Origin of the sequence: Bacillus sp. N5-665, from assembly GCF_022637375.2 — a bacterium.
GTDB lineage: Bacteria > Bacillota > Bacilli > Bacillales > Bacillaceae_G > Bacillus_A > Bacillus_A wiedmannii.
Window position 1 is genome coordinate 669,953 of sequence record NZ_CP093325.1, and the last position, 18,011, is coordinate 687,963.

Here is an 18,011-nt window from a genome sequence, read left to right on the forward strand (position 1 = left end):
TGCCTGTGAAAGGGCAGTTTTTTTATTTGTAGAAATATATGTTATGAAGAGTATTGACTTTAACGTATACGTCAAAGTTTATAGTAGGGATAAATAAAGTAAGTAAAGGGAGGAAATGATGGATAAGTATAGCATTGGCGAAATTTCAAAAGAAACGAATGTAACGACGAGAACACTTAGATATTATGAGGAAATTGGATTGTTAAGACCGTCTTATGTTGCTGATTCAGGATATCGTTACTATTCAAAAGATGATGTAATTACATTGCAGCAAATCACAACTTTTAAAAAGCTTGGTTTTAAGCTTTCAGAAATAAAAGAAGTATTAAAAGAAGAAAAGGGGATTTCAGAAGAAGGAAGATGGAAAAATGCGATTCAAAATGAAATTCAAACAATACAAGGGGAAGTAAAAAGATTACAGGATTTAGAAAAGCTACTATATACAACATTTCATTCCATTGAATTAACAGGAGAGCTTAGAACAGAAGATTTAATGTTATTTATAAAATCAGTACAGGGAATTGATCAGAGGGAGAAATTTTGGAAAAGATATTTTAATGAGGAAGAGCAGCAGATTATTCAGGGCTTACCAACATTTGAAGAAAACGATAAAAGAACGAAAGAGTGGCTGCAAGTATTAAGAGAAATTCGCGAGCGTATAAATGAACCAGTAGATTCACCAGAAGTTCAACAATTGGCGGAAAAAGTAGTGACTTTTTCCATGCATATATTTCAAGAAGATGAACAATTAATAAATAAGTATTGGGAATTAATTAGACCTGAAGAGGGGGAGATTGCAAAAGTATATGGACTTGATTCGGAAACAATGAAGTATATAGATGAAATGGTAGATTATTATTTGAAAAAGGAGGAAGATAAATGACAGCTATGCAAAAAGAGAAGCTATATGGAAAGGGGCACGCACGATTAGAGCGGCAATACTTTTATAAACATGTGGGCATTTTCATTCTTGCGCAGCTTTTATTTATTTTTCTAATAGGGCTTGTACCAGCTCAAGAGTTACCAAGTGGATCTTATATTCTTCATATGAAAGAATGGATTTTGAATAAACAAATAGGCTTTTATAAAAATGAAACTGTTAATACCATTATCAGTGTTTGGACATCGGTGCTCATTATTCATTTTATATGGGCGATGTCGTATATCTTTTTTCCGAAAAAGAAACGTAGTTCGCTAAAGCAAGAAACACGACAAGAGGTAAAGGAAGGAGTGGAAAAGAAAAAGGAGATTAGTACAAATAGGGCGTGGTTGTATTTAGTATTTGGAGGCTTAATCGAAATATATTGGGCAACAGGATTAAAAACAAATTCGATGAGCATTTTGACACTTATTGCAATTTTAGTTAGTTTTCATCTATTAATTGAAGCAACTAAAAGAATCCCAATTGGAACGGCATATGCAGTATTTACTGGAATTGGGACAGTGGGAACGATAGTAGTAGATATTTTATATTTTAAAGAGCCATTTTCGTTTATTAAAATTTTCCTTGTTTGTTTTTTAGCACTATTTATTATCGGATTGAAATTTAGTGGCGACAAGGAAGAGGTGAAATAAAATGGCGTGGATGTATTTAATTATAGCTGGGCTTTTTGAAATTGTCGGTGTAATTGGGATAAAGAAAGTAGCAAAAGATAATAATTGGACGAATAATATTATTTTAATAGGTGGATTTATTATTAGTTTTCAATTTTTAACGATGGCGCTCCAAGAAATTCAGTTATCAATTGCATATGCAGTTTGGACTGGAATTGGGACGCTCGGGGCAGCAGTTGTCGGTATTTTATTCTTTCAAGAGCCGAAAAATGCTTTTCGGATTATTTGTATCGTTGGAATTATGGGGACGATTATTGGGTTGAAAATGGTGAGTTAAAGAAGAGCAAAACATGCTCTTCTTTTTTATGAAAGTATACTAGACACCCCAACATATAAAATAAAGGCAGAACCGAGAAAATAAACAAATGCTTTTGCTTTTTGTCGCTCTTTTATTTCATCGATTCCAAAAAGGATAAACATAATACTCAAAAGGATAAAAACGTATGGTAAAAGCATAGAGAGGTTTGCGAAGAAGCTAAATAGGGCGAGAATAAGTGCGATAGTAGCTATTATAATTCGAATGTTTTTAAACATATAATCCTCCTTTAAAAGAACATTATAAATGGAATAATAAAAACAATCGTAAAAAGACTTAAACCGATGCTAATAGCTCCAATTTGTTTTTGTTGTTTTTGAATCGTCTCAATTCCTACTAAAATGCCATATAAACTAAAGAGGAACAAAATGATAGGTGAAAAGGTTTGAAAGTTCATTGTAAAGGTGCTGTATAAGCATAAGATTAAAGTAATAAAAACGATGGTTAGCTGTAATTTTCTTATATGCATCTTAACCTCCTAGTAGAAAGATAGTTATTGAGAGACAAAAATTATAATAGCAACGATTAAAGTGAATACGCCAGCAAGGAAGGAGAGTGTACTATGTACTTTCTTTTGTTTCTGTTTTTCTTCTGCACTCATGATGAAGGTCATAATAGATAAGGCGATGAGCATATAAGGCAATGTAACAAGTGCGTTTGTCAACATTCCGGATAGAGCGAGAGCGATGACGATAAGAGCGGATATAATGCGAAAGATTTTTAGCATATAAATCTCCCCTTTTTAAATAAACTATTTACCGAAATAGTTCTGAGAAGCCAAGAAATAAAGCACCAGCACCAGCCATGAAAGTGAGTATGCTGCTAGATTGTTTCTGTTTTTTTATTTCCTCTAAACCTATAGTGAAAGCCATAGCCCCTAAGAAAATGAACATGTAAGGCATTATTTCTCTATTGCCAGTAAAAAATCCATAGATTGCTATACATAAAGCAATAAGTGAAAAAGTAATCTGTATCCCTTTTAGCATATATACCTCCAGTTATTTTATATAGTTGATAATGAGAACAATCAAAATGAATCCTTTTTCCTTATTTGTTCAATGGTAATAAGAAACAGTAAAGCTCCTAATAGAGATTGTAAAAGTAGTAGAAAGTTATGTTGACCTGACAGTAAACGAATGCTGGATATGATGTGGGTTAAAATAAGTAGTATATGAAGTGTATTATGAATTCTTCTTGCTGTTTTTTGTATAAGGGTTATCTTCTGGTTTATCAACAGAATGTTTATAAGCGTAGCCTTTATTAATCGTCATGACGGAGAGTACTAGTATGACTAGGACGATTATAATACCGATAATTAATATTTTGAACATGTAATCCCTCCTTTTCTTTATTTTACATAATTTTGTAATTGATGAAAACAATAGAAATTAAAAGGATGAAAGAAGGGTGTTACATGGAGCAGAAAAAAACATATTATATATCAATAGGAAATGGTCAAATTTCACAAGTGAAGACGGCGGATACGTATAATTTTGAGATTTCCGCAAGTGATGAGGAAATTACGGAATTAAGAGAGTACTTCGATCAAGCATATGTAGAGGATTTAGGTTCATTTGTACGTTCTCACGTTCCATTTGTTGAGTATCATCACGATTCGAATAATGACCGATATGATGAACAACTACAAAAAGCATATAAAATGATTTACGATTTAGGTAATCATGAGACGAAAGAATTAGTCGCGCAAATGGGAATAATCAATGGATTGTAATTGGATAATATTATGCAGAAAAGCGAGAATATGCTACAATTTGTGGTAGGAAAAACTTGTAACCATCAATAGGGGAGTAATGGCATGTACAAATTTAAAGATTATTACCACAACACTGTACAATTATCGTTTGAACGTTATCCATTTTCTCCTGAGCCAAAGCATGTTTGGGTTGTATGCCGGTACGGGGATCAATGGTTATTAACGCATCATTTACGTCGCGGTCTTGAATTTCCAGGTGGTAAAGTAGAACTAGGGGAAACACCGGAAGAAGCGGCAGTTCGAGAGGTTCATGAAGAAACTGGCGGCATAGTTTCTGATTTAACTTACTTAGGACAATATAAAGTATCTGGAAAAGACAAAATAATCATTAAAAACATTTATTTTGCAACAATTAGTGCGGTAGAAGAACATACGCATTACGAAGAAACGAAAGGATCTGTTTTATTAACAGACATTCCTGACAATATTAAAACGGATAGAAAATTTAGCTTTATAATGCGTGACGATGTATTGGCGCGCACGATGAAACATATAGAAGAAATCGGCTGTTTTACGAAGTAAAGTGGCCGGTTTCTTTTTTATTGAGGTTGATTTTGATTAATTTTCTAAGATATTTGAGGGACATTATATTTTTATTAAAAAAGAACTTATGTGGCTGTTTTTTTTTGAAGTAGATTTCGTTGTATCATTTATCGAGGAAGGTTATAGAATGAAATTATTTAATGAATAAGGTAAACAAGAGAGGGACCCTGAATTAGGCCCCTCTCTTGAAGTGGATGTTTATATATTAGTCTAAAGAAATATGGTGAGTAATAACTCCTTTGGGATAAGTTCTTTTTTCTAAACAGCGATAAGCAATTTGATTTTGATTAAACTCTAAACGTTCTATTACCCCTTTTTGAACAAGATCATTTAATTTGTCTTGTACTTGATTTGCACTATCCTTACTATCGATGAAGTTTACAATGTCTGTATAAGTTCCCATTTCGTATTGATAAAAGTATGATTTTACTTTTTTATCAATAGATTTATCCATAAAGTAACCGAGGGTGAAAAGTATAGCTAGTATAATTAAGGACCAAGGGAAAAAGGCAACAATTAAAAATCCTACCCCTATTATAAGGGCCATTCCTATAGCAACTAATAATAGTTGTCCTATAAAGCGCAGTAATACAAGTATAATACCTAAACAAAAGAGAGCGCCTAATATATACAATATAATGACCATATGTAATCCCCCCTTATTCAGCTGAATTAGAGATTTCATAGGATACTTCTTTAGCATCCTGTAATTCTTTTAAGGCGCTTTCTGTTAAATTTGATGTTGGAAGTAAATTATTGGTCTCTTTCTTTACCCATTTTTTGGCCGAATCTTGAAAGTAACCTTCCATTGATACTTTAAATTCTTTAGAAGACGTGTAAGTTATTTTGAAAATGCCACCTGCAAATGTTAATTCTTCTTTTACTTCTATTTTTTTTATAATTTCTTCTGTACTTTTTGAGTATAGTTCAGCGATTTCATTTAAGTTATATTGCATTTTTGGCGATGGAAGAAACTGTTTAAATACTTTTATGAACTCTTCCGTATCTTCTAAAAATGATATGAATTTTTTAAAATCTCCTATTTTTTTCATGATTTTTATTTTCCTTCCTCAATTATGTTAATTTAATTGTAATTCTAATTCATGAGTTATATCAGTTTCTTGAGAAGTTTTATTAGCTTTTGCTAAAATTTCGGGTGGCACATCGTATTCTGATACTTCACGAGTTACAACAGTTTCATGCCATTGCCCTTGTTGGTCACGAGTGTAGTGTTTTGAAATTTCTTGCATAGCTTCATACATTTTTTTGATGAAAACTTTTGTACCGTAAATGACCGTTTGCATCATTTCTTGTACTTTAGAAATAGCTCGTTTTAACCAATCAACTACACTATTCCAATATCTAGCTAATAAACTACCACCTATTAAAATTCCGGCGCCGACTATGAGTGAAGTTAAAATCATATTAAATCCTCCTGTTATTTTTGTAATTGTGTTTTTACATATTTTTCATCAACAATCCGATCGGTAGTTTTAATATTTTGTTGATGATTATGCCTTTTACTTTTTAATATGTTTGATATAGAGTCTTTAAAGTATTTATCAGAGACATGAGATTCATTTTTTCTAGCTGCAGCAAATGCTGCATTTAAAATAGCGTTAGATATATCGCTTCCAGTGACTCCTGGGTATTCAGTTGCCATTTCAGTTAAATCGAGACTTTGCGGAAGTTCGCGAGGGATTAATTTTCGCCATAGATTTTCTCTTTGTTCTGCATCAGGTAATGAAAAGTGTATATGAGCTAAAATTCTTCTCATAAATGCAGGGTCAAAATTAGAGATAAAGTTTGTTGCAAATAAAATAATATCTTGATGATCGTTTAGTAACATGAGTAAAACAGAACGAGTTTGGTTTACACTTACATCAGTAGAGTTAGACATATTGGTAACACGTCTACTTAGCATTGCATCAGCTTCGTCGAAAAATAAAATGCTATTTGTTTCCTTAGCAACTTGAAAAATATGTACTAAGTTTTTTGCAGTTTCTCCAACGTACTTTGATTCAATATCAGCATAGTTTACTACCATTAAGTCACGTTGAAGCTTATGTGCAATTGCGTGAGCAGCCATAGTTTTTCCTGTGCCAGGATCACCATATAAATTAATCCCAATTTTTTTTGAAAATTTATGGGTATTATTAAGTCCCCATTCTTCAAAAACAACTTCGCTATTCTTTTGATAAGATAATACATTTAAAAGTTCCTCTTTTGTTTTTTCATTAAGTATAATGTCATCGAAAGAATATTTAGGCTTTTCAGTAGTAAATGATGCACTTGGTTTTTGAATAATTTCTTTAGATGAGGAAGGATTTGTTTTTTCTATTCTATTTCCGATTTTAACCATAAAATCACTCCTGTTGTATATAAGGATATCTTTATAATGTTTTACTTAAACATTTTAATATAAAAAGTTAAATAAATCCAATTCGAAAAATTATAGTTGATTTATAAATAACGAAAGAAGGCTGTTTTAAAAGGTTATTTTTGAACAGTCTTCTTCCGCTATTAGCCTGCTATTAATATTGCAAAATTGATATGTTAAAATAATTGCCGATGTAATTTATTTACTATCATATTGTTTTCATCTTTACCTCTACAAACGAAAGCACCTCTAACAAAGCGTTCACCGTGCGTGGATGTTCAAAGTCACCCCAAAACAAATCTCTCTTCCACACACCAAGAATTCCTACTCGTTCAGAACCAAGCACATCGTTTTCTGGATGATCTCCAACGTAAAGACACTCTGCGGCCTTAACGTCTAGCTTTTGCAAAGCTCGTTCGAAAATTTCAGGATGTGGTTTTTTAATTCCTTCCGCTTCTGAAACGAGAATTGTATTTGTATACGTATGTATGTTTAGTGAGCGAAGATTATTCATTTGAAAGTCAGTAAAGCCATTTGTAATAATCCCAATTTTAATATTTTGTTCTGTTAAACGCTGAAGTAATTCATGCATATTTTGGAAAGGAATACAATGATGTTGAAAGTTTGTAATGTAGTCGTGCAGCAGTTGCTCTGGTGTTAAAGTGGTAATGTTGTATTCGCAAAGGAGAGTAGCATATACTTTATCCTTCCACGTATAGCCATTATTATCTAGCTCAAGAAATCGAGAATAATACTCTGATTTTTCTATGTTCATTAAGTGAGAGGCAAAGCGATTATATTGATCATGAATAAATTGTTCTAGAGATTGGCGCCGATCTAATAGTGTTCCATCTAAGTCGAATAAGACTGCTCGAATCATGGGAAACCTCCTTACAGTTTGTATAATTAATTATCGCATATTCGTTAAAAAATGATTATGATATTTTTGTAGAATGGAACGACGGAGGTTTATATGAAGGAACTGTATGGCAAGTTAGTAGGGGGTATCGTCGCAATTGGTTTAATAGCAGGATGCGATAGTTCTATGAAGAGTGTGAAGGAAAAAGAAGTTTGTAAAACAGAAGAAGAATGCGTGGAAATAGGAGATAATAAACTTCAAAAAGTATATGAAAAAATAGATGGATTATCTGAGCTTGAAGCAGTAGAAGATTATGATATAGAAGAGCATGAAAATGCGGATATGAAATGGGCAGAGCAGAAAAAAGAGGATGACGAAAATTATTTCTTTTTAGCTTCTTATTATATTGATGGTGATGAAATTGTAGATCCTTATTTTGAAAAAATAGAACGAAAACGTTTAAATAAAGTATTCGCTGAAGATAAAGAAGCGAAAGAAGAGGTGCTACAACAGCGTCAAGATAGAGGGTATCATGAGGACTTATGGGATATGTACCGTACTCTCATTCCAGCTAAATATCGCGGGAATATAACAGAATTTGATTTAATAACGGACGGTTATGATGGCGTTGTTGCCCACGTTATGCCTAGTATGGAGAATCCGAAAGATTGGATTTTTAGCTTAGATACGCTTGATTCTGCGGTAAATATCGATGAAGTGATGAAAACATTAATTCATGAGACGGCTCACGTGTTGACGCTCGGGCATAAGCAAATACCAGTAGATGAAAAGTATGTAAAGGATTTTGAAGAAGATAAAGATATTTCAACGTACCGAAATAACTGTGAAACACTTTTCTTACAAGAGGGATGTGCGAAGGGAAAATCTTATATTTATCAATTTTATAACTCTTTCTGGAAGGACATTGAGCAGGAGTGGACAGAAAAGAAAGTGGAAGAAAGTGAAGAAACTCAAATTGAATTTTTTAAAGAAAAGCATGAGGAGTTTGTATCACAGTATGGAACGACAAATGTAGCGGAAGATATTGCAGATACGTTTACAGCATTTATTTTGCAAGATTCAAAAAAGGTGAAAGAAGGATCGGAGTTAAAGTATAAAAAAATTGCGTTCTTCTATCAGTTCCCTGAGCTTGTAAAAATGAGAGCGGAAGTGTTGGCGGGATTAGATGATATCTCAAAAACGATAGAACAACAAAGCGGACAATAATGAAAGGTATATATTTTAGCCAAGAAAACGTAAAGAATTTTAGTTCTTTGCGTTTTTTATGTTGATAAAATTGAAAATTCTGTCTTTTTTTAAAAAAGAAGAAGGAACTGAAGCTTTAAAAGAGAATTAGTATAAAAATGTCACAAATTAGACACAATTATAATGCGCATATTGTAGGGACTATAAGTTTACTCTCAAGGAGGTAATGAAACGTATGAAAACGATTCTTGCGGTTGCTGGTCTCATTTGGGTAATGTCTCACGGTTTTCCGATTTTTGAAGGAGAGCAAATTCGTAGTGCATTAAATAAAAAGTATGATGATTATCATGTAATAGATCGAAAAGAAAATGTCGTTACAGTACGTGTGAAAGATTGTTTCCATACAGTTACGGTTGCGGATGGAAACGTTACAAATGAAACAAAGATGTGTGATAAAAGGTAAAGAAAGAAGCTGACTATAGTCTATCGTCCTAAGTCAGCTTCTTTTTCGTTTTCCAATTAAAAGTTTTTCAAATGCCTCAACAAACACATACATAAGTGTTGCGAGGACGCAGGTGAGTAGTACGCTCAGTAAGACGAGCGTGAAATTAAACACTTGGAATCCGTAGCTAATTAAGTAGCCAAGACCTTGTTTAGAGACGAGAAGTTCGCCGAATATAACACCGACCCATGATAAACCAACGTTCACTTTTAACGTTGAAATAATTGCTGGGAAGGATGCAGGGAGAACGACTTGCTTATAACATTGCCATTTATTCGCGCCAAATGTGTCCATCACTTTTATATAGTTAGAATCGACTTCTTGAAATGCGCTGTAAATAACGAGAATGGTAATGATGATGGAAATGATTACCCCCATTGCAATCGACGAAGAAATATTTGGACCGAAGATTACAATAATAATGGGTCCAAGTGCCACTTTTGGCATGGCGTTTAGGACGACGAGATAGGGGTCGAGCACGCGAGCGAGAAGTGGCATCCACCAAAGAAAAGTAGCGATAATAGCGCCGAGCACTGTTCCAAGAATGAAGCCTACTCCTGTTTCAAGTAATGTCGTCCATATGTGAACCCACAGCGAACCGTCAATCCATTTACTAAGGAAGAGATCCCAAATGCTTGAAGGAGAGCTAAAGAGTAAAGGATCAATCCACTCTTTTTTGCTAGCTATTTCCCATAGTGCAAAGAAAAGAATGAGTAGTAAAAGCTGCAGTGAGCGTGCTAACCATGCGCGCCTACGTTCTTTCTTCCGAAACTGTTCATGCAGTTGCTTTATGTTATCCAAGGCGCTCCAGCTCCTTCCATATATCTTGGAAGAGGTTTGGGAAGTCATGGTGGTGGCGTGATTCTAACGGTGATAAGGAACGGATGCTTTCTGGGACGATAAATGTTTTTGCGATTTTTCCAGGGTTCGCTTGTAGTAAATAAATACGATCACTCATCGCAATGGCTTCTTCAATATCATGTGTCACGAGTAGTGATGTTTTTTTATAGTTACGTAATAATGTGAAGACGAGATCTTCTAGTTTCAACTTCGTTTGATAATCGAGAGCGGAAAAAGGTTCATCTAGCAATAAAATTTTCGGATCGGTCGCTAACGTCCGAACGAGAGCGGCACGTTGACGCATACCGCCGGACAGTTCACGAGGGTATTGCTCTTCTACATCATGTAGACCGACTTGTTTTAAAAGCTTTAAAGTGTGTTCTTTCGTCTGTTCATCGTAAATCTTTCGCGTATGAAGCCCAAGCATGATGTTTTCTTCGATTGTTTTCCAAGGAAACAAGTAATCTTGCTGCAACATATATCCCATAGATGCAGTTTTCGTTGTAATGGGCTCACCATCTAAAAAGACGATACCTTCAATAGGATCAAGTAACCCGGCAATAATGGAGAGGAGTGTTGTTTTGCCGCAACCACTTGGACCGAGTATAGAAATAAATTCGCCTTCTTCCACTTGTAAACTCATGTCTTCGAGAATCAATTTAGCATTCTCTTTTGCGAAAAAGCAGTGAGAAACGTTACGTATTTGTAAAAAACTCATACACTTCGCCTCTATTTCTTAATAACGCTTTCGGCAATTTTTGTATTGACGAGCGCTTCATGTGGAACTTCTTTTTGTAATTCGCCAGCTTCTTTCATAATCGTTTGGAGCTGTTTCCATTCTTCAGCATCTAATAGCGGATTTGTCGCATAAGAATGTTGTTTTTTATAACGTTCAATTACTTTTACTGTAATGTCCTTTGAAGTGTCTTTAAATAACGGAGAAACGGCATGAGCAATCTCTTCTGGACTATGTGTATCAACCCATTGTTGTGATTTATAGAGCGCGCGTGTGAACTTTTCAGCAGCATCTTTATCTTTCTTTAAGAAGCTTTCTTTTGCCATGAACGTTGTATACGGAACAGTTCCAGATTCATTTCCGAACGAAGCGACGATAAATCCTTTTCCTTCTTTTTCAAATATACTTGCAGTCGGTTCAAAGAGCTGTACAAATTCCCCAGTACCAGATGCAAAGGCACTTGCAATGTTAGCAAATTCGATGTTTTGAATTAAGTTTGTATCTTTGTGAGGATCAATGCCATTTTTCTTTAAAACGTATTCTCCAACCATTTGCGGCATGCCGCCTTTACGCTGTCCTAAAAACGTAACACCTTTTACATCATTCCAATTAAAAGTGTCTAATTTTTTACGCGAAACTAAAAATGTTCCGTCTGTTTGTGTAAGTTGTGCGAAGTTAATGACAGGGTCTTTTGCACCTTGTTGATGAACGTAAATAGACGTTTCAGAACCGACGAGAGCAATATCAATTCCGCCAGATAATAGGGCGGTCATCGTTTTATCTCCGCCAGCTGTTGTTTGGAGGTCAATATTTAATCCTTCATCTTTAAAAAATCCTTTTTCAATCCCGACATATAACGGGGCGTAGAAGAGAGAATGGGTAACTTCGCCGATGCGAATGTTTTGCGTTTGTTCTTTCGTACCTTCCTTTTTACTACTGCAAGCAGCAAATGTGAAAACAGCTAGTAACATGATGCAAAAAACAGCTATTAATTTTTTCACTATATGACACCTCCTAGAAGTCACTCTACAAGCATGATATGTAGGTAAGTGCCCATATGTGAGTGTGGATAGCAGGAATTTTTTTGGTGATAAAGAAGTACAAATATAAGGGGTGATAAAATGGATTACGAATATGATGATAGCGTACATTTACATCTTGATTATTTCGGAACAGAATGTGATATGGAATCGATTGCTTATAAGCGGAGGAATGAAGACGTGTGGGATGTGTATTTTAATTTTGGGGCATATGGTCTTCAGAAAGATGAGATCGAGACAGGTAGATTTATGGACGAATATGCTGGTCATTACGTTTTTTCTGTACATGCTCGTGATCTTAGTTGGGAATTTGGAAGTGCTCAATTTGAAGAGTGGGTTTTGAGAAATCAAATAGTAGAAAAATCGCTGCAAAAATAGGGAGGAATTTTGTGGTCGATTTTCTCATTTTCTTGTTCATTTTCGTAGTCGGATTTTTTATTATGCAAGTACTCGTTTATCGATTTGCAAAGAAAAACATTCAAAAATATACAAAAAGAAAATGGATTCATATGTGGCTAGAGATGAATATGAAGAAGGGCCCAAGATTAGATCTTTTTGATTTTGTAGTTATCGTACTTGTGTGTATTATATGGAAAGTATGGATGTATTCTCTTATATAATACATATGCTCATGTCTGTTAGACTGAAGGAGAACCTGTCAGTGTTGGTAGGTTCTTTTTTTATGGTAACAATTTTGTGAAGCATAGTTCATTTATGCTGTTAGAATATAGAGCGAAGAAGTTTTATCCCGTTCAATCTTGAATGATTCGGACTTATTAAAGTTTCACTGTATTTTTAAGGGGAAATTAAGGATACATGTGTATATTACAAGCACATAGGGAGACTAGCTGCATACAAATATGGTATTTTGTATAGGACAATATGTTTGTGGATGCGAGACGAAGGGGTAAAGGAAAGAGGGAATAAATTGCGTTTTGATTTTTTAACACGACAACGAAGAAGAGATGAATTTTATCTTAGTTTTTCTCCTCAGGAGTCGAGGAAGAACCTATTAATTTCTATCATTCTTAGTGGAATGTGGGCGATTTGTTTAGAAACACTGTTTTTTGTTTTGTTAAGATCTTTCGAATTCGAGAGAACTAAAGGATTTTTCAATGGAACAATACAGCTAAGTATACTCATTATTATTTTGTGGGGTGTACTACTATACACCATTCATTTAAATAAAGGTATTAGTCATAAGCTTAGGCCGGCTATTCGAGTTCATGTCGTATTATTTTTAATCGCTCATACAATGAATTGGATGTATATCATGATACAGGAAAATATGAGCCTTGTATTAGTTAATAACTGGGTTTATGAGCGATACGGACAGTATATATTAAGCTTATTATTTATTTATATGATATATGTTTTTGTGTACAGTTTGCTTGGGCAAATATTTTTGAGCGTCACGATAACAAGTTTGGTGCTAATTGTTTTTGGGATTGTGAACCATTTTAAACTTATTTTTAGAGGAGATCCATTCTATCCGTCTGATTTCACACAGATTACTCAAATGCAGTCCGTTATACCAATGGTTATGGACTATTTTAGTTGGTGGACTATATTTTTGGGGATATTCGGGATTACTCTGCTTGTATATTTAATTATGTATATACGAAAGTATATTCCAGTTATAAAGCCTAAAATAATTACGAGAATTATTTTAATATGTGGCTCTACGTTTATGGTGTATGCATATAGTAATTATCCTAATACATTTATGAGTAATGTATTGCAAAAGTATGGGGTAACCTTCGTGGCTTGGAATCAAAATGTAAACTATACTGATAATGGTTTTGTTTTAGGATTTGTCAGTAACTTGGACACAACTGTCATTGAGAAGCCAGAAGAATATTCAAAAGAAACTATGCTACAAATTTCAAATAATATAAAGAAACAATATGGAAACGATGTAGGAAAAAAAGAGAAGAGCGAGAAGCCAAATATTATATTTTTCATGAGTGAAGCTTTTTGGGATCCAACAAAGCTAATGAATCTTTCATTTAGCGAAGATCCGGTGCCGAATTTACATCACTATATTGAGAATTATCCAGGTGGACAAACAGTAGCTCCTGTATTCGGGGGAAACACAGCGAATACAGAATTTGAAGCGTTAACGAGCTATTCAATGAGCTTTTTAAAGCAAGGTTCTATACCATATCAACAAGCGGTGACAGGGCAGAGAGAAATTCCGTCTATCGCAAGTGAATTGAAAAAACATGGATATTATACGAATGCAATTCATGCTTATGGAAGATCATTTTATAAGCGGGATGATGTATATAATGTTTTAGGAATTGATAATTTCAACGCAGAAGATACAATGAACAACATAGAGGTAGATGGGGATTATATTGGCGATGTATCTATTAGTAAAGAAATAATAGAGGAATTGAATAAGAGACAGCAACCTACGTTTATTCATGCAGTTACGATGCAAAATCATTTTCCATTCAATCCAGGACGATTTGAAGAAAAGCAAATAGAAATTAGCGGCTTAACAGATGAGGGATCGAAGGCAGAATTAGAAACATATACTGAGGGTGTACGTCGTTCTGATGAGGCTCTAAAATATTTAGTAGAACAAATTCAAGAGCTAGAAAGACCTACTATATTGGTTTTCTTTGGAGATCACTTACCAATATTAGGGGTAAATAAAGCTATCTATGAAGAAGCTGGATATATAGAGAATGAAGAAACTCTGAATGAAAGATTAGCTATGTCAGAAACACCATTGTTAATGTACGCAAATTTCGATTTGCCAAATGACAATTTAGGTTTAGTAAGTCCGATTTATTTTTCTAATCTTGTTTTTGATTATGCAGGGATAAATAAATCACCGTTTTATCAATTTTTATCGGAAATGCATAAAGAAATACCAGTCCTTAAAGATGAGTTAAAGGTTAATAAAGATGGTGAAGAGATAACAGATTTAACAAAGAAACAAAAAGAAATGTTAGAGCAATATAAAATGATCCAATATGATTTACTTGCTGGAAAGCAGTATAGTAAAGATATACTTTTTAAATAGAACAAACAAAAAGAACTTGTATAACGATACAAGTTCTTTTTTTATAGTATTTAACGGGGTAACCAGACAAGCTGGGTTTAGGGAGTATTACCTGTACATTTAGTATAAATGAAAATGTAACCGTTTTATTGATTGGTTTGTGAGAAATATGTGAATTTTAATCTTTTCAAAAACTGCGTTTCTATCGAAACGATTTGGTATAGATTTTTATGAATGCAAAAACTTTATAAGTTCTTCATTTAATTCATCCGCTTGATCGATTGGCGAGCCGTGACCGCTATTTGTAAGAGGATGTAACTGAGAATTTTTAATCCGCTTTTGTGTGAGTTCAGCGCTTTTGTAAGGGATCAGTTGATCGTGAACACCGTGGAATATTTTTGTTGGGACGTTAATTTTACTTAAATCTTTCGTTACGTCTTCATTTGCGGCTGCTTGCAATATTTTGATGAGAGCGTAGGAAGCAGACTGCATGCCGAGATAAGAAAACCATTCTAAAGTAGCAGATCCTAAGTTTCTATTGAAAAATGATAAAGATACATCATTTAAAAATTTAGGCATATTGGCATACATTTGATTAATGAGGGTATCTGCTTGTTCTTTTGGGACACCATAGGGAGATTCTTGATTTTTAACGAAAGAGGGGGAAACAGCATCGACTAATACAAGTTTAGAAATGCGATGACCATTGTAGCGAGACATGTACCGAATAGAAAGAGCACCACCTACTGAAAAACCGACTAATGTAGCATTTTCTACTTGAAGTGCTTCTAGAACAATGGCGATATCGTCTGCTAAACGATCGTATGTGTAACCAGTCCACGGTTTATCAGATTGTCCGTTTCCGCGTATATCCATAGCGATACAGCGGAAACCGTGCTGTGGTAACACATTGAGTTGATATTGGTACATTTGATGATTTAAAGGCCAGCCATGGACGAAGAACAAGGTTTTACTACCGGGTCCGGGATTAACGTCTTGCACAAAAATATGCACATCTTTCTCGACAGTAACAAACATAAATTATCCCCCTAACCTATTCATATGCTCTATCCCAAAAGCGTTGTTTCGTCATAGCTTTAATAAATTCATTTGCCAGGAGCGTAGGGTTCTGTTCTATTAAGACACCAGGCTTTCCTTTAATATTTAAAGATTGAATAACAGTAGATCCATTTTGGAAGGCACCAATTGGCTTAAGATGATTATATGATTCTACGACAAATGAACTCGCTTTATTAAGAAACTGTTCATCAAGATTTCCTCCAATAAGAAGTAGCCCGTCATAAAGAAGTGAGGATCCTGTTAAAAAAGTATCATTCACGTCCCAACGTACATTTTGCGTTCCTTGTACAATACCTAATCGTTCGGAAACAATTACAGGCTGCAGCCCAACTTGTTTGAATTGATTTAGTATATATTGCGCGTTTTGTCCGTCATATCCATTTGCAACAATGACACCTACTCGTAATGTATTAGGACTAAATGTCGTATTTGCCATACTGAGTGCTGGCGATGATTTCGTAACGACCGATTCTTGAATATTTGGAACTTTTGCTCCGACCGCTTCAGCGACTAATGTAGCTAGTTCACTACTAATATGTCCAATCATATTTACGACTTGTTGACGGACCGATTTACTTTTTACTTTTCCTAATTCAAAGGAGAAGGCTTGCATAATATGAACCTTTTCGACGTTACTCATACTATTCCAAAATAAACGTGCTTGAGAGAAATGATCTTTGAAACTGGCGGCTGTTTCTCTCGTTTTATGCCCTGATACAGTGGAAGGATATGTAACGAACCCACCCTTTGTACCGGGTACAGTGTAAGGAGTGTTATTTGCTAAGGAATTATTATGGTAAGCGATTTTTCCTTTATCAATTATATATTTAGATGCACCATCTCTTTGATTGTTGTGAAATGGACATATTGGACGGTTAATCGGTAATTCTTGATAATTTGTACCGACGCGTGCCAATTGAGTGTCTGTATAAGAAAAGAGCCTACCTTGTAAGAGCGGATCATTGGTGAAATCAATACCACGGACGATACTTCCAGGATGAAGTGCGACTTGTTCTGTTTCAGCGAATACATTCTCGACGTTGCGAGTTAATGTCATTTTTCCGATGATTTTAACGGGGAAATCTTCTTCAGGCCAAATTTTCGTCGCATCTAATATATCGAAATCGTATTTAAATTCATCCTCTTCTTCTAAAATTTGAATGCCAAGTTCGTATTCAGGGTAGTTTCCAGCATTAATATTTTCCCATAAATCACGGCGATGGTAATCTGGATCAGCACCACCTAATTTTTGCGCTTCATCCCAAATTAATGAGTGAATGCCGAGCTTCGGCTTCCAGTGAAATTTTACGAATCGTGACTTTCCATTTTTATTCACTAAGCGAAATGTATGAACGCCAAACCCTTGCATCATTCGAAAACTTCTTGGAATGGCACGATCAGACATAATCCACATCATCATCGCAGCCGATTCTTGGTTATTGGCGATGAAGTCCCAAAATGTATCATGTGCTGTTTGTCCCTGTGGAATCTCATTATGCGGCTCAGGTTTAAGGGCATGAATAAGATCAGGGAATTTAATGCCATCCTGAATGAAGAAAATAGGAATATTGTTTCCTACTAAATCAAAATTTCCTTCTTCTGTATAAAATTTAACGGCGAACCCTCGTACATCTCGATTTGTTTCATTCGCACCTTTTGATCCAGCGACTTCAGAGAAGCGAACGAAAAGAGGTGTTTTTTTGGAAGGGTCTTGTAAAAAGTGTGCCATTGTTAGCTCTTCTAAAGATTCATATAGCTCAAAAATACCATGTGCACCGTATCCACGTGCGTGAACGACTCTTTCAGGGATTCGTTCACGGTCAAAATGAGAAAGCTTTTCTCGCATCAGGAAATCTTCTAGAAGGGTAGGGCCACGATCACCAACAGTTAAAGAATTTTCATCATTTGAAATTGTAACACCTGTATTTGTTGTCATTTTCTTTCCTTCATTCTCACGCGTGAAGGATTCCAGTTGTTCTGTTTTTTTATTTTTTTTGCCGTTCATATAAAACACCTCCCATAATAAACGTATTATTGTTTATAGCTTTTATGCTTATATATAGTCTGAAGATACTTTGTTCTATTGGAATGATTTCCCTCAAATG

General features: G+C 34.7%; 25 protein-coding genes. 10 read left to right on the plus strand and 15 right to left on the minus strand.

Features of this window, described 5'->3' with window-relative positions:
• Positions 1-118 precede the first annotated feature (118 nt).
• The 3 genes from MNO09_RS05775 to MNO09_RS05785 are packed head-to-tail and all read left to right on the plus strand — an operon-like array spanning position 119 to position 1,891.
• A complete protein-coding gene (locus MNO09_RS05775; RefSeq protein ID WP_000362249.1) occupies positions 119-883 on the plus strand; it encodes a MerR family transcriptional regulator in 765 nt (254 codons plus the stop codon).
• Entirely contained in the window at positions 880-1,575 is a 696-nt protein-coding gene (locus MNO09_RS05780) for a DMT family transporter (protein WP_000126254.1), read from the plus strand. The genes MNO09_RS05775 and MNO09_RS05780 overlap by 4 nt, the downstream gene beginning before the upstream one ends.
• 1 nt (position 1,576) lies before the next feature.
• Positions 1,577-1,891, plus strand: coding sequence for a DMT family transporter (locus MNO09_RS05785; protein ID WP_000312450.1), 315 nt, complete (start codon positions 1,577-1,579; stop codon positions 1,889-1,891).
• Positions 1,892-1,917: 26 nt separating this feature from the next.
• Here the strand turns inward: MNO09_RS05785 and MNO09_RS05790 are convergent, their stop codons facing one another.
• From MNO09_RS05790 to ytzI, 5 genes are all read right to left on the minus strand, one after another.
• On the minus strand, positions 1,918-2,148 hold the full coding sequence (locus MNO09_RS05790; RefSeq protein WP_000475806.1) for a YczI family protein: 231 nt from the start codon (positions 2,146-2,148) through the stop codon (positions 1,918-1,920).
• 11 nt (positions 2,149-2,159) lie between these two features.
• Positions 2,160-2,399 carry a hypothetical protein gene (locus tag MNO09_RS05795; protein ID WP_000548100.1) on the minus strand — a complete coding sequence of 80 codons (240 nt, stop codon included), beginning with the start codon at positions 2,397-2,399 and terminating at the stop codon, positions 2,160-2,162.
• Positions 2,400-2,423: 24 nt separating this feature from the next.
• Positions 2,424-2,657, minus strand: a complete 234-nt coding sequence (locus MNO09_RS05800) for a DUF3953 domain-containing protein (protein ID WP_000912388.1) — start codon at positions 2,655-2,657, stop codon at positions 2,424-2,426.
• Between the two features lie 28 nt (positions 2,658-2,685).
• The gene (locus MNO09_RS05805) at positions 2,686-2,916 is read right to left on the minus strand and encodes a YczI family protein (RefSeq protein ID WP_000911709.1); all 231 of its coding nucleotides are present in this window, start codon (positions 2,914-2,916) and stop codon (positions 2,686-2,688) included.
• 195 nt (positions 2,917-3,111) lie between these two features.
• Positions 3,112-3,261 (minus strand): YtzI protein, encoded by a 150-nt coding sequence (gene ytzI, locus MNO09_RS05810; protein ID WP_000472802.1) that lies wholly within the window; start codon positions 3,259-3,261, stop codon positions 3,112-3,114.
• Between the two features lie 83 nt (positions 3,262-3,344).
• Between ytzI and MNO09_RS05815 the strand changes: the two genes are divergently transcribed.
• Positions 3,345-3,662, plus strand: a complete 318-nt coding sequence (locus tag MNO09_RS05815) for a hypothetical protein (RefSeq protein WP_000435821.1) — start codon at positions 3,345-3,347, stop codon at positions 3,660-3,662.
• Positions 3,663-3,746: 84 nt separating this feature from the next.
• Positions 3,747-4,226: an antimutator 8-oxo-(dGTP/GTP)ase gene (mutTA, locus tag MNO09_RS05820; RefSeq protein WP_000276386.1), complete on the plus strand. Its 480-nt coding sequence runs from the start codon at positions 3,747-3,749 to the stop codon at positions 4,224-4,226.
• A 226-nt stretch (positions 4,227-4,452) separates the two neighbouring features.
• Here the strand turns inward: mutTA and MNO09_RS05825 are convergent, their stop codons facing one another.
• The 5 genes from MNO09_RS05825 to MNO09_RS05845 all read right to left on the minus strand — a co-directional run bounded on the left by MNO09_RS05825 (position 4,453) and on the right by MNO09_RS05845 (position 7,507).
• The gene (locus MNO09_RS05825; protein WP_000234732.1) at positions 4,453-4,893 is read right to left on the minus strand and encodes a hypothetical protein; all 441 of its coding nucleotides are present in this window, start codon (positions 4,891-4,893) and stop codon (positions 4,453-4,455) included.
• A gap of 13 nt (positions 4,894-4,906) precedes the next feature.
• Positions 4,907-5,299, minus strand: coding sequence for a hypothetical protein (locus tag MNO09_RS05830; RefSeq protein ID WP_000719388.1), 393 nt, complete (start codon positions 5,297-5,299; stop codon positions 4,907-4,909).
• Positions 5,300-5,326: 27 nt separating this feature from the next.
• Complete coding sequence (locus tag MNO09_RS05835) at positions 5,327-5,671, minus strand: hypothetical protein (RefSeq protein ID WP_000604190.1); 345 nt, start codon at positions 5,669-5,671, stop codon at positions 5,327-5,329.
• 14 nt (positions 5,672-5,685) lie between these two features.
• Entirely contained in the window at positions 5,686-6,609 is a 924-nt protein-coding gene (locus tag MNO09_RS05840) for an ATP-binding protein (RefSeq protein WP_000238739.1), read from the minus strand.
• 226 nt (positions 6,610-6,835) lie between these two features.
• Positions 6,836-7,507: an HAD family hydrolase gene (locus MNO09_RS05845; protein ID WP_000617315.1), complete on the minus strand. Its 672-nt coding sequence runs from the start codon at positions 7,505-7,507 to the stop codon at positions 6,836-6,838.
• 93 nt (positions 7,508-7,600) lie between these two features.
• Here MNO09_RS05845 and MNO09_RS05850 point away from each other — a divergent pair, with 93 nt between their 5' ends.
• Both MNO09_RS05850 and MNO09_RS05855 read left to right on the plus strand, forming a co-directional pair.
• Positions 7,601-8,713 carry a hypothetical protein gene (locus tag MNO09_RS05850; protein WP_088107413.1) on the plus strand — a complete coding sequence of 371 codons (1,113 nt, stop codon included), beginning with the start codon at positions 7,601-7,603 and terminating at the stop codon, positions 8,711-8,713.
• Between the two features lie 214 nt (positions 8,714-8,927).
• Positions 8,928-9,155 carry a hypothetical protein gene (locus MNO09_RS05855; RefSeq protein WP_000849118.1) on the plus strand — a complete coding sequence of 76 codons (228 nt, stop codon included), beginning with the start codon at positions 8,928-8,930 and terminating at the stop codon, positions 9,153-9,155.
• A 33-nt stretch (positions 9,156-9,188) separates the two neighbouring features.
• Here MNO09_RS05855 and MNO09_RS05860 read toward each other — a convergent pair whose 3' ends face one another.
• The 3 genes from MNO09_RS05860 to MNO09_RS05870 are packed head-to-tail and all read right to left on the minus strand — an operon-like array spanning position 9,189 to position 11,771.
• Positions 9,189-9,995, minus strand: a complete 807-nt coding sequence (locus MNO09_RS05860; RefSeq protein WP_000368787.1) for an ABC transporter permease — start codon at positions 9,993-9,995, stop codon at positions 9,189-9,191.
• The gene (locus tag MNO09_RS05865) at positions 9,988-10,752 is read right to left on the minus strand and encodes an ABC transporter ATP-binding protein (RefSeq protein WP_000009039.1); all 765 of its coding nucleotides are present in this window, start codon (positions 10,750-10,752) and stop codon (positions 9,988-9,990) included. The genes MNO09_RS05860 and MNO09_RS05865 overlap by 8 nt, the downstream gene beginning before the upstream one ends.
• Before the next feature lie 11 nt (positions 10,753-10,763).
• Positions 10,764-11,771, minus strand: coding sequence for an ABC transporter substrate-binding protein (locus MNO09_RS05870; RefSeq protein ID WP_000733208.1), 1,008 nt, complete (start codon positions 11,769-11,771; stop codon positions 10,764-10,766).
• A gap of 120 nt (positions 11,772-11,891) precedes the next feature.
• Between MNO09_RS05870 and MNO09_RS05875 the strand changes: the two genes are divergently transcribed.
• From MNO09_RS05875 to MNO09_RS05885, 3 genes are all read left to right on the plus strand, one after another.
• Positions 11,892-12,188 (plus strand): DUF3986 family protein, encoded by a 297-nt coding sequence (locus MNO09_RS05875; protein WP_000384368.1) that lies wholly within the window; start codon positions 11,892-11,894, stop codon positions 12,186-12,188.
• Positions 12,189-12,199: 11 nt separating this feature from the next.
• Positions 12,200-12,430 (plus strand): hypothetical protein, encoded by a 231-nt coding sequence (locus MNO09_RS05880; RefSeq protein WP_000227436.1) that lies wholly within the window; start codon positions 12,200-12,202, stop codon positions 12,428-12,430.
• Positions 12,431-12,702: 272 nt separating this feature from the next.
• On the plus strand, positions 12,703-14,847 hold the full coding sequence (locus MNO09_RS05885; RefSeq protein WP_002096251.1) for an LTA synthase family protein: 2,145 nt from the start codon (positions 12,703-12,705) through the stop codon (positions 14,845-14,847).
• A 207-nt stretch (positions 14,848-15,054) separates the two neighbouring features.
• Here MNO09_RS05885 and MNO09_RS05890 read toward each other — a convergent pair whose 3' ends face one another.
• Together MNO09_RS05890 and MNO09_RS05895 are read right to left on the minus strand one after the other, a co-directional pair.
• Positions 15,055-15,864 carry an alpha/beta fold hydrolase gene (locus MNO09_RS05890; protein ID WP_000498269.1) on the minus strand — a complete coding sequence of 270 codons (810 nt, stop codon included), beginning with the start codon at positions 15,862-15,864 and terminating at the stop codon, positions 15,055-15,057.
• A gap of 16 nt (positions 15,865-15,880) precedes the next feature.
• Positions 15,881-17,911, minus strand: coding sequence for a catalase (locus MNO09_RS05895; protein WP_001013527.1), 2,031 nt, complete (start codon positions 17,909-17,911; stop codon positions 15,881-15,883).
• Positions 17,912-18,011 lie beyond the last annotated feature (100 nt).

Excerpts from the sequence above, each read along its gene's own strand:
- MNO09_RS05780 (WP_000126254.1), top strand. The coding sequence starts at position 880 with ATGACAGCTATGCAAAAAGAGAAGCTATATGGAAAGGGGCACGCACGA.
- MNO09_RS05855 (WP_000849118.1), top strand. The coding sequence starts at position 8,928 with ATGAAAACGATTCTTGCGGTTGCTGGTCTCATTTGGGTAATGTCTCAC.
- MNO09_RS05865 (WP_000009039.1), bottom strand. The coding sequence starts at position 10,752 with ATGAGTTTTTTACAAATACGTAACGTTTCTCACTGCTTTTTCGCAAAA.
- ytzI (WP_000472802.1), bottom strand. The coding sequence starts at position 3,261 with ATGTTCAAAATATTAATTATCGGTATTATAATCGTCCTAGTCATACTA.
- MNO09_RS05785 (WP_000312450.1), top strand. The coding sequence starts at position 1,577 with ATGGCGTGGATGTATTTAATTATAGCTGGGCTTTTTGAAATTGTCGGT.
- MNO09_RS05805 (WP_000911709.1), bottom strand. The coding sequence starts at position 2,916 with ATGCTAAAAGGGATACAGATTACTTTTTCACTTATTGCTTTATGTATA.
- MNO09_RS05835 (WP_000604190.1), bottom strand. The coding sequence starts at position 5,671 with ATGATTTTAACTTCACTCATAGTCGGCGCCGGAATTTTAATAGGTGGT.
- MNO09_RS05790 (WP_000475806.1), bottom strand. The coding sequence starts at position 2,148 with ATGTTTAAAAACATTCGAATTATAATAGCTACTATCGCACTTATTCTC.
- MNO09_RS05840 (WP_000238739.1), bottom strand. The coding sequence starts at position 6,609 with ATGGTTAAAATCGGAAATAGAATAGAAAAAACAAATCCTTCCTCATCT.
- MNO09_RS05845 (WP_000617315.1), bottom strand. The coding sequence starts at position 7,507 with ATGATTCGAGCAGTCTTATTCGACTTAGATGGAACACTATTAGATCGG.
- MNO09_RS05885 (WP_002096251.1), top strand. The coding sequence starts at position 12,703 with ATGCGAGACGAAGGGGTAAAGGAAAGAGGGAATAAATTGCGTTTTGAT.
- MNO09_RS05795 (WP_000548100.1), bottom strand. The coding sequence starts at position 2,399 with ATGCATATAAGAAAATTACAGCTAACCATCGTTTTTATTACTTTAATC.
- MNO09_RS05875 (WP_000384368.1), top strand. The coding sequence starts at position 11,892 with ATGGATTACGAATATGATGATAGCGTACATTTACATCTTGATTATTTC.
- MNO09_RS05895 (WP_001013527.1), bottom strand. The coding sequence starts at position 17,911 with ATGAACGGCAAAAAAAATAAAAAAACAGAACAACTGGAATCCTTCACG.
- MNO09_RS05825 (WP_000234732.1), bottom strand. The coding sequence starts at position 4,893 with ATGGTCATTATATTGTATATATTAGGCGCTCTCTTTTGTTTAGGTATT.
- MNO09_RS05815 (WP_000435821.1), top strand. The coding sequence starts at position 3,345 with ATGGAGCAGAAAAAAACATATTATATATCAATAGGAAATGGTCAAATT.
- MNO09_RS05850 (WP_088107413.1), top strand. The coding sequence starts at position 7,601 with ATGAAGGAACTGTATGGCAAGTTAGTAGGGGGTATCGTCGCAATTGGT.
- MNO09_RS05800 (WP_000912388.1), bottom strand. The coding sequence starts at position 2,657 with ATGCTAAAAATCTTTCGCATTATATCCGCTCTTATCGTCATCGCTCTC.
- MNO09_RS05775 (WP_000362249.1), top strand. The coding sequence starts at position 119 with ATGGATAAGTATAGCATTGGCGAAATTTCAAAAGAAACGAATGTAACG.
- MNO09_RS05890 (WP_000498269.1), bottom strand. The coding sequence starts at position 15,864 with ATGTTTGTTACTGTCGAGAAAGATGTGCATATTTTTGTGCAAGACGTT.
- MNO09_RS05830 (WP_000719388.1), bottom strand. The coding sequence starts at position 5,299 with ATGAAAAAAATAGGAGATTTTAAAAAATTCATATCATTTTTAGAAGAT.
- mutTA (WP_000276386.1), top strand. The coding sequence starts at position 3,747 with ATGTACAAATTTAAAGATTATTACCACAACACTGTACAATTATCGTTT.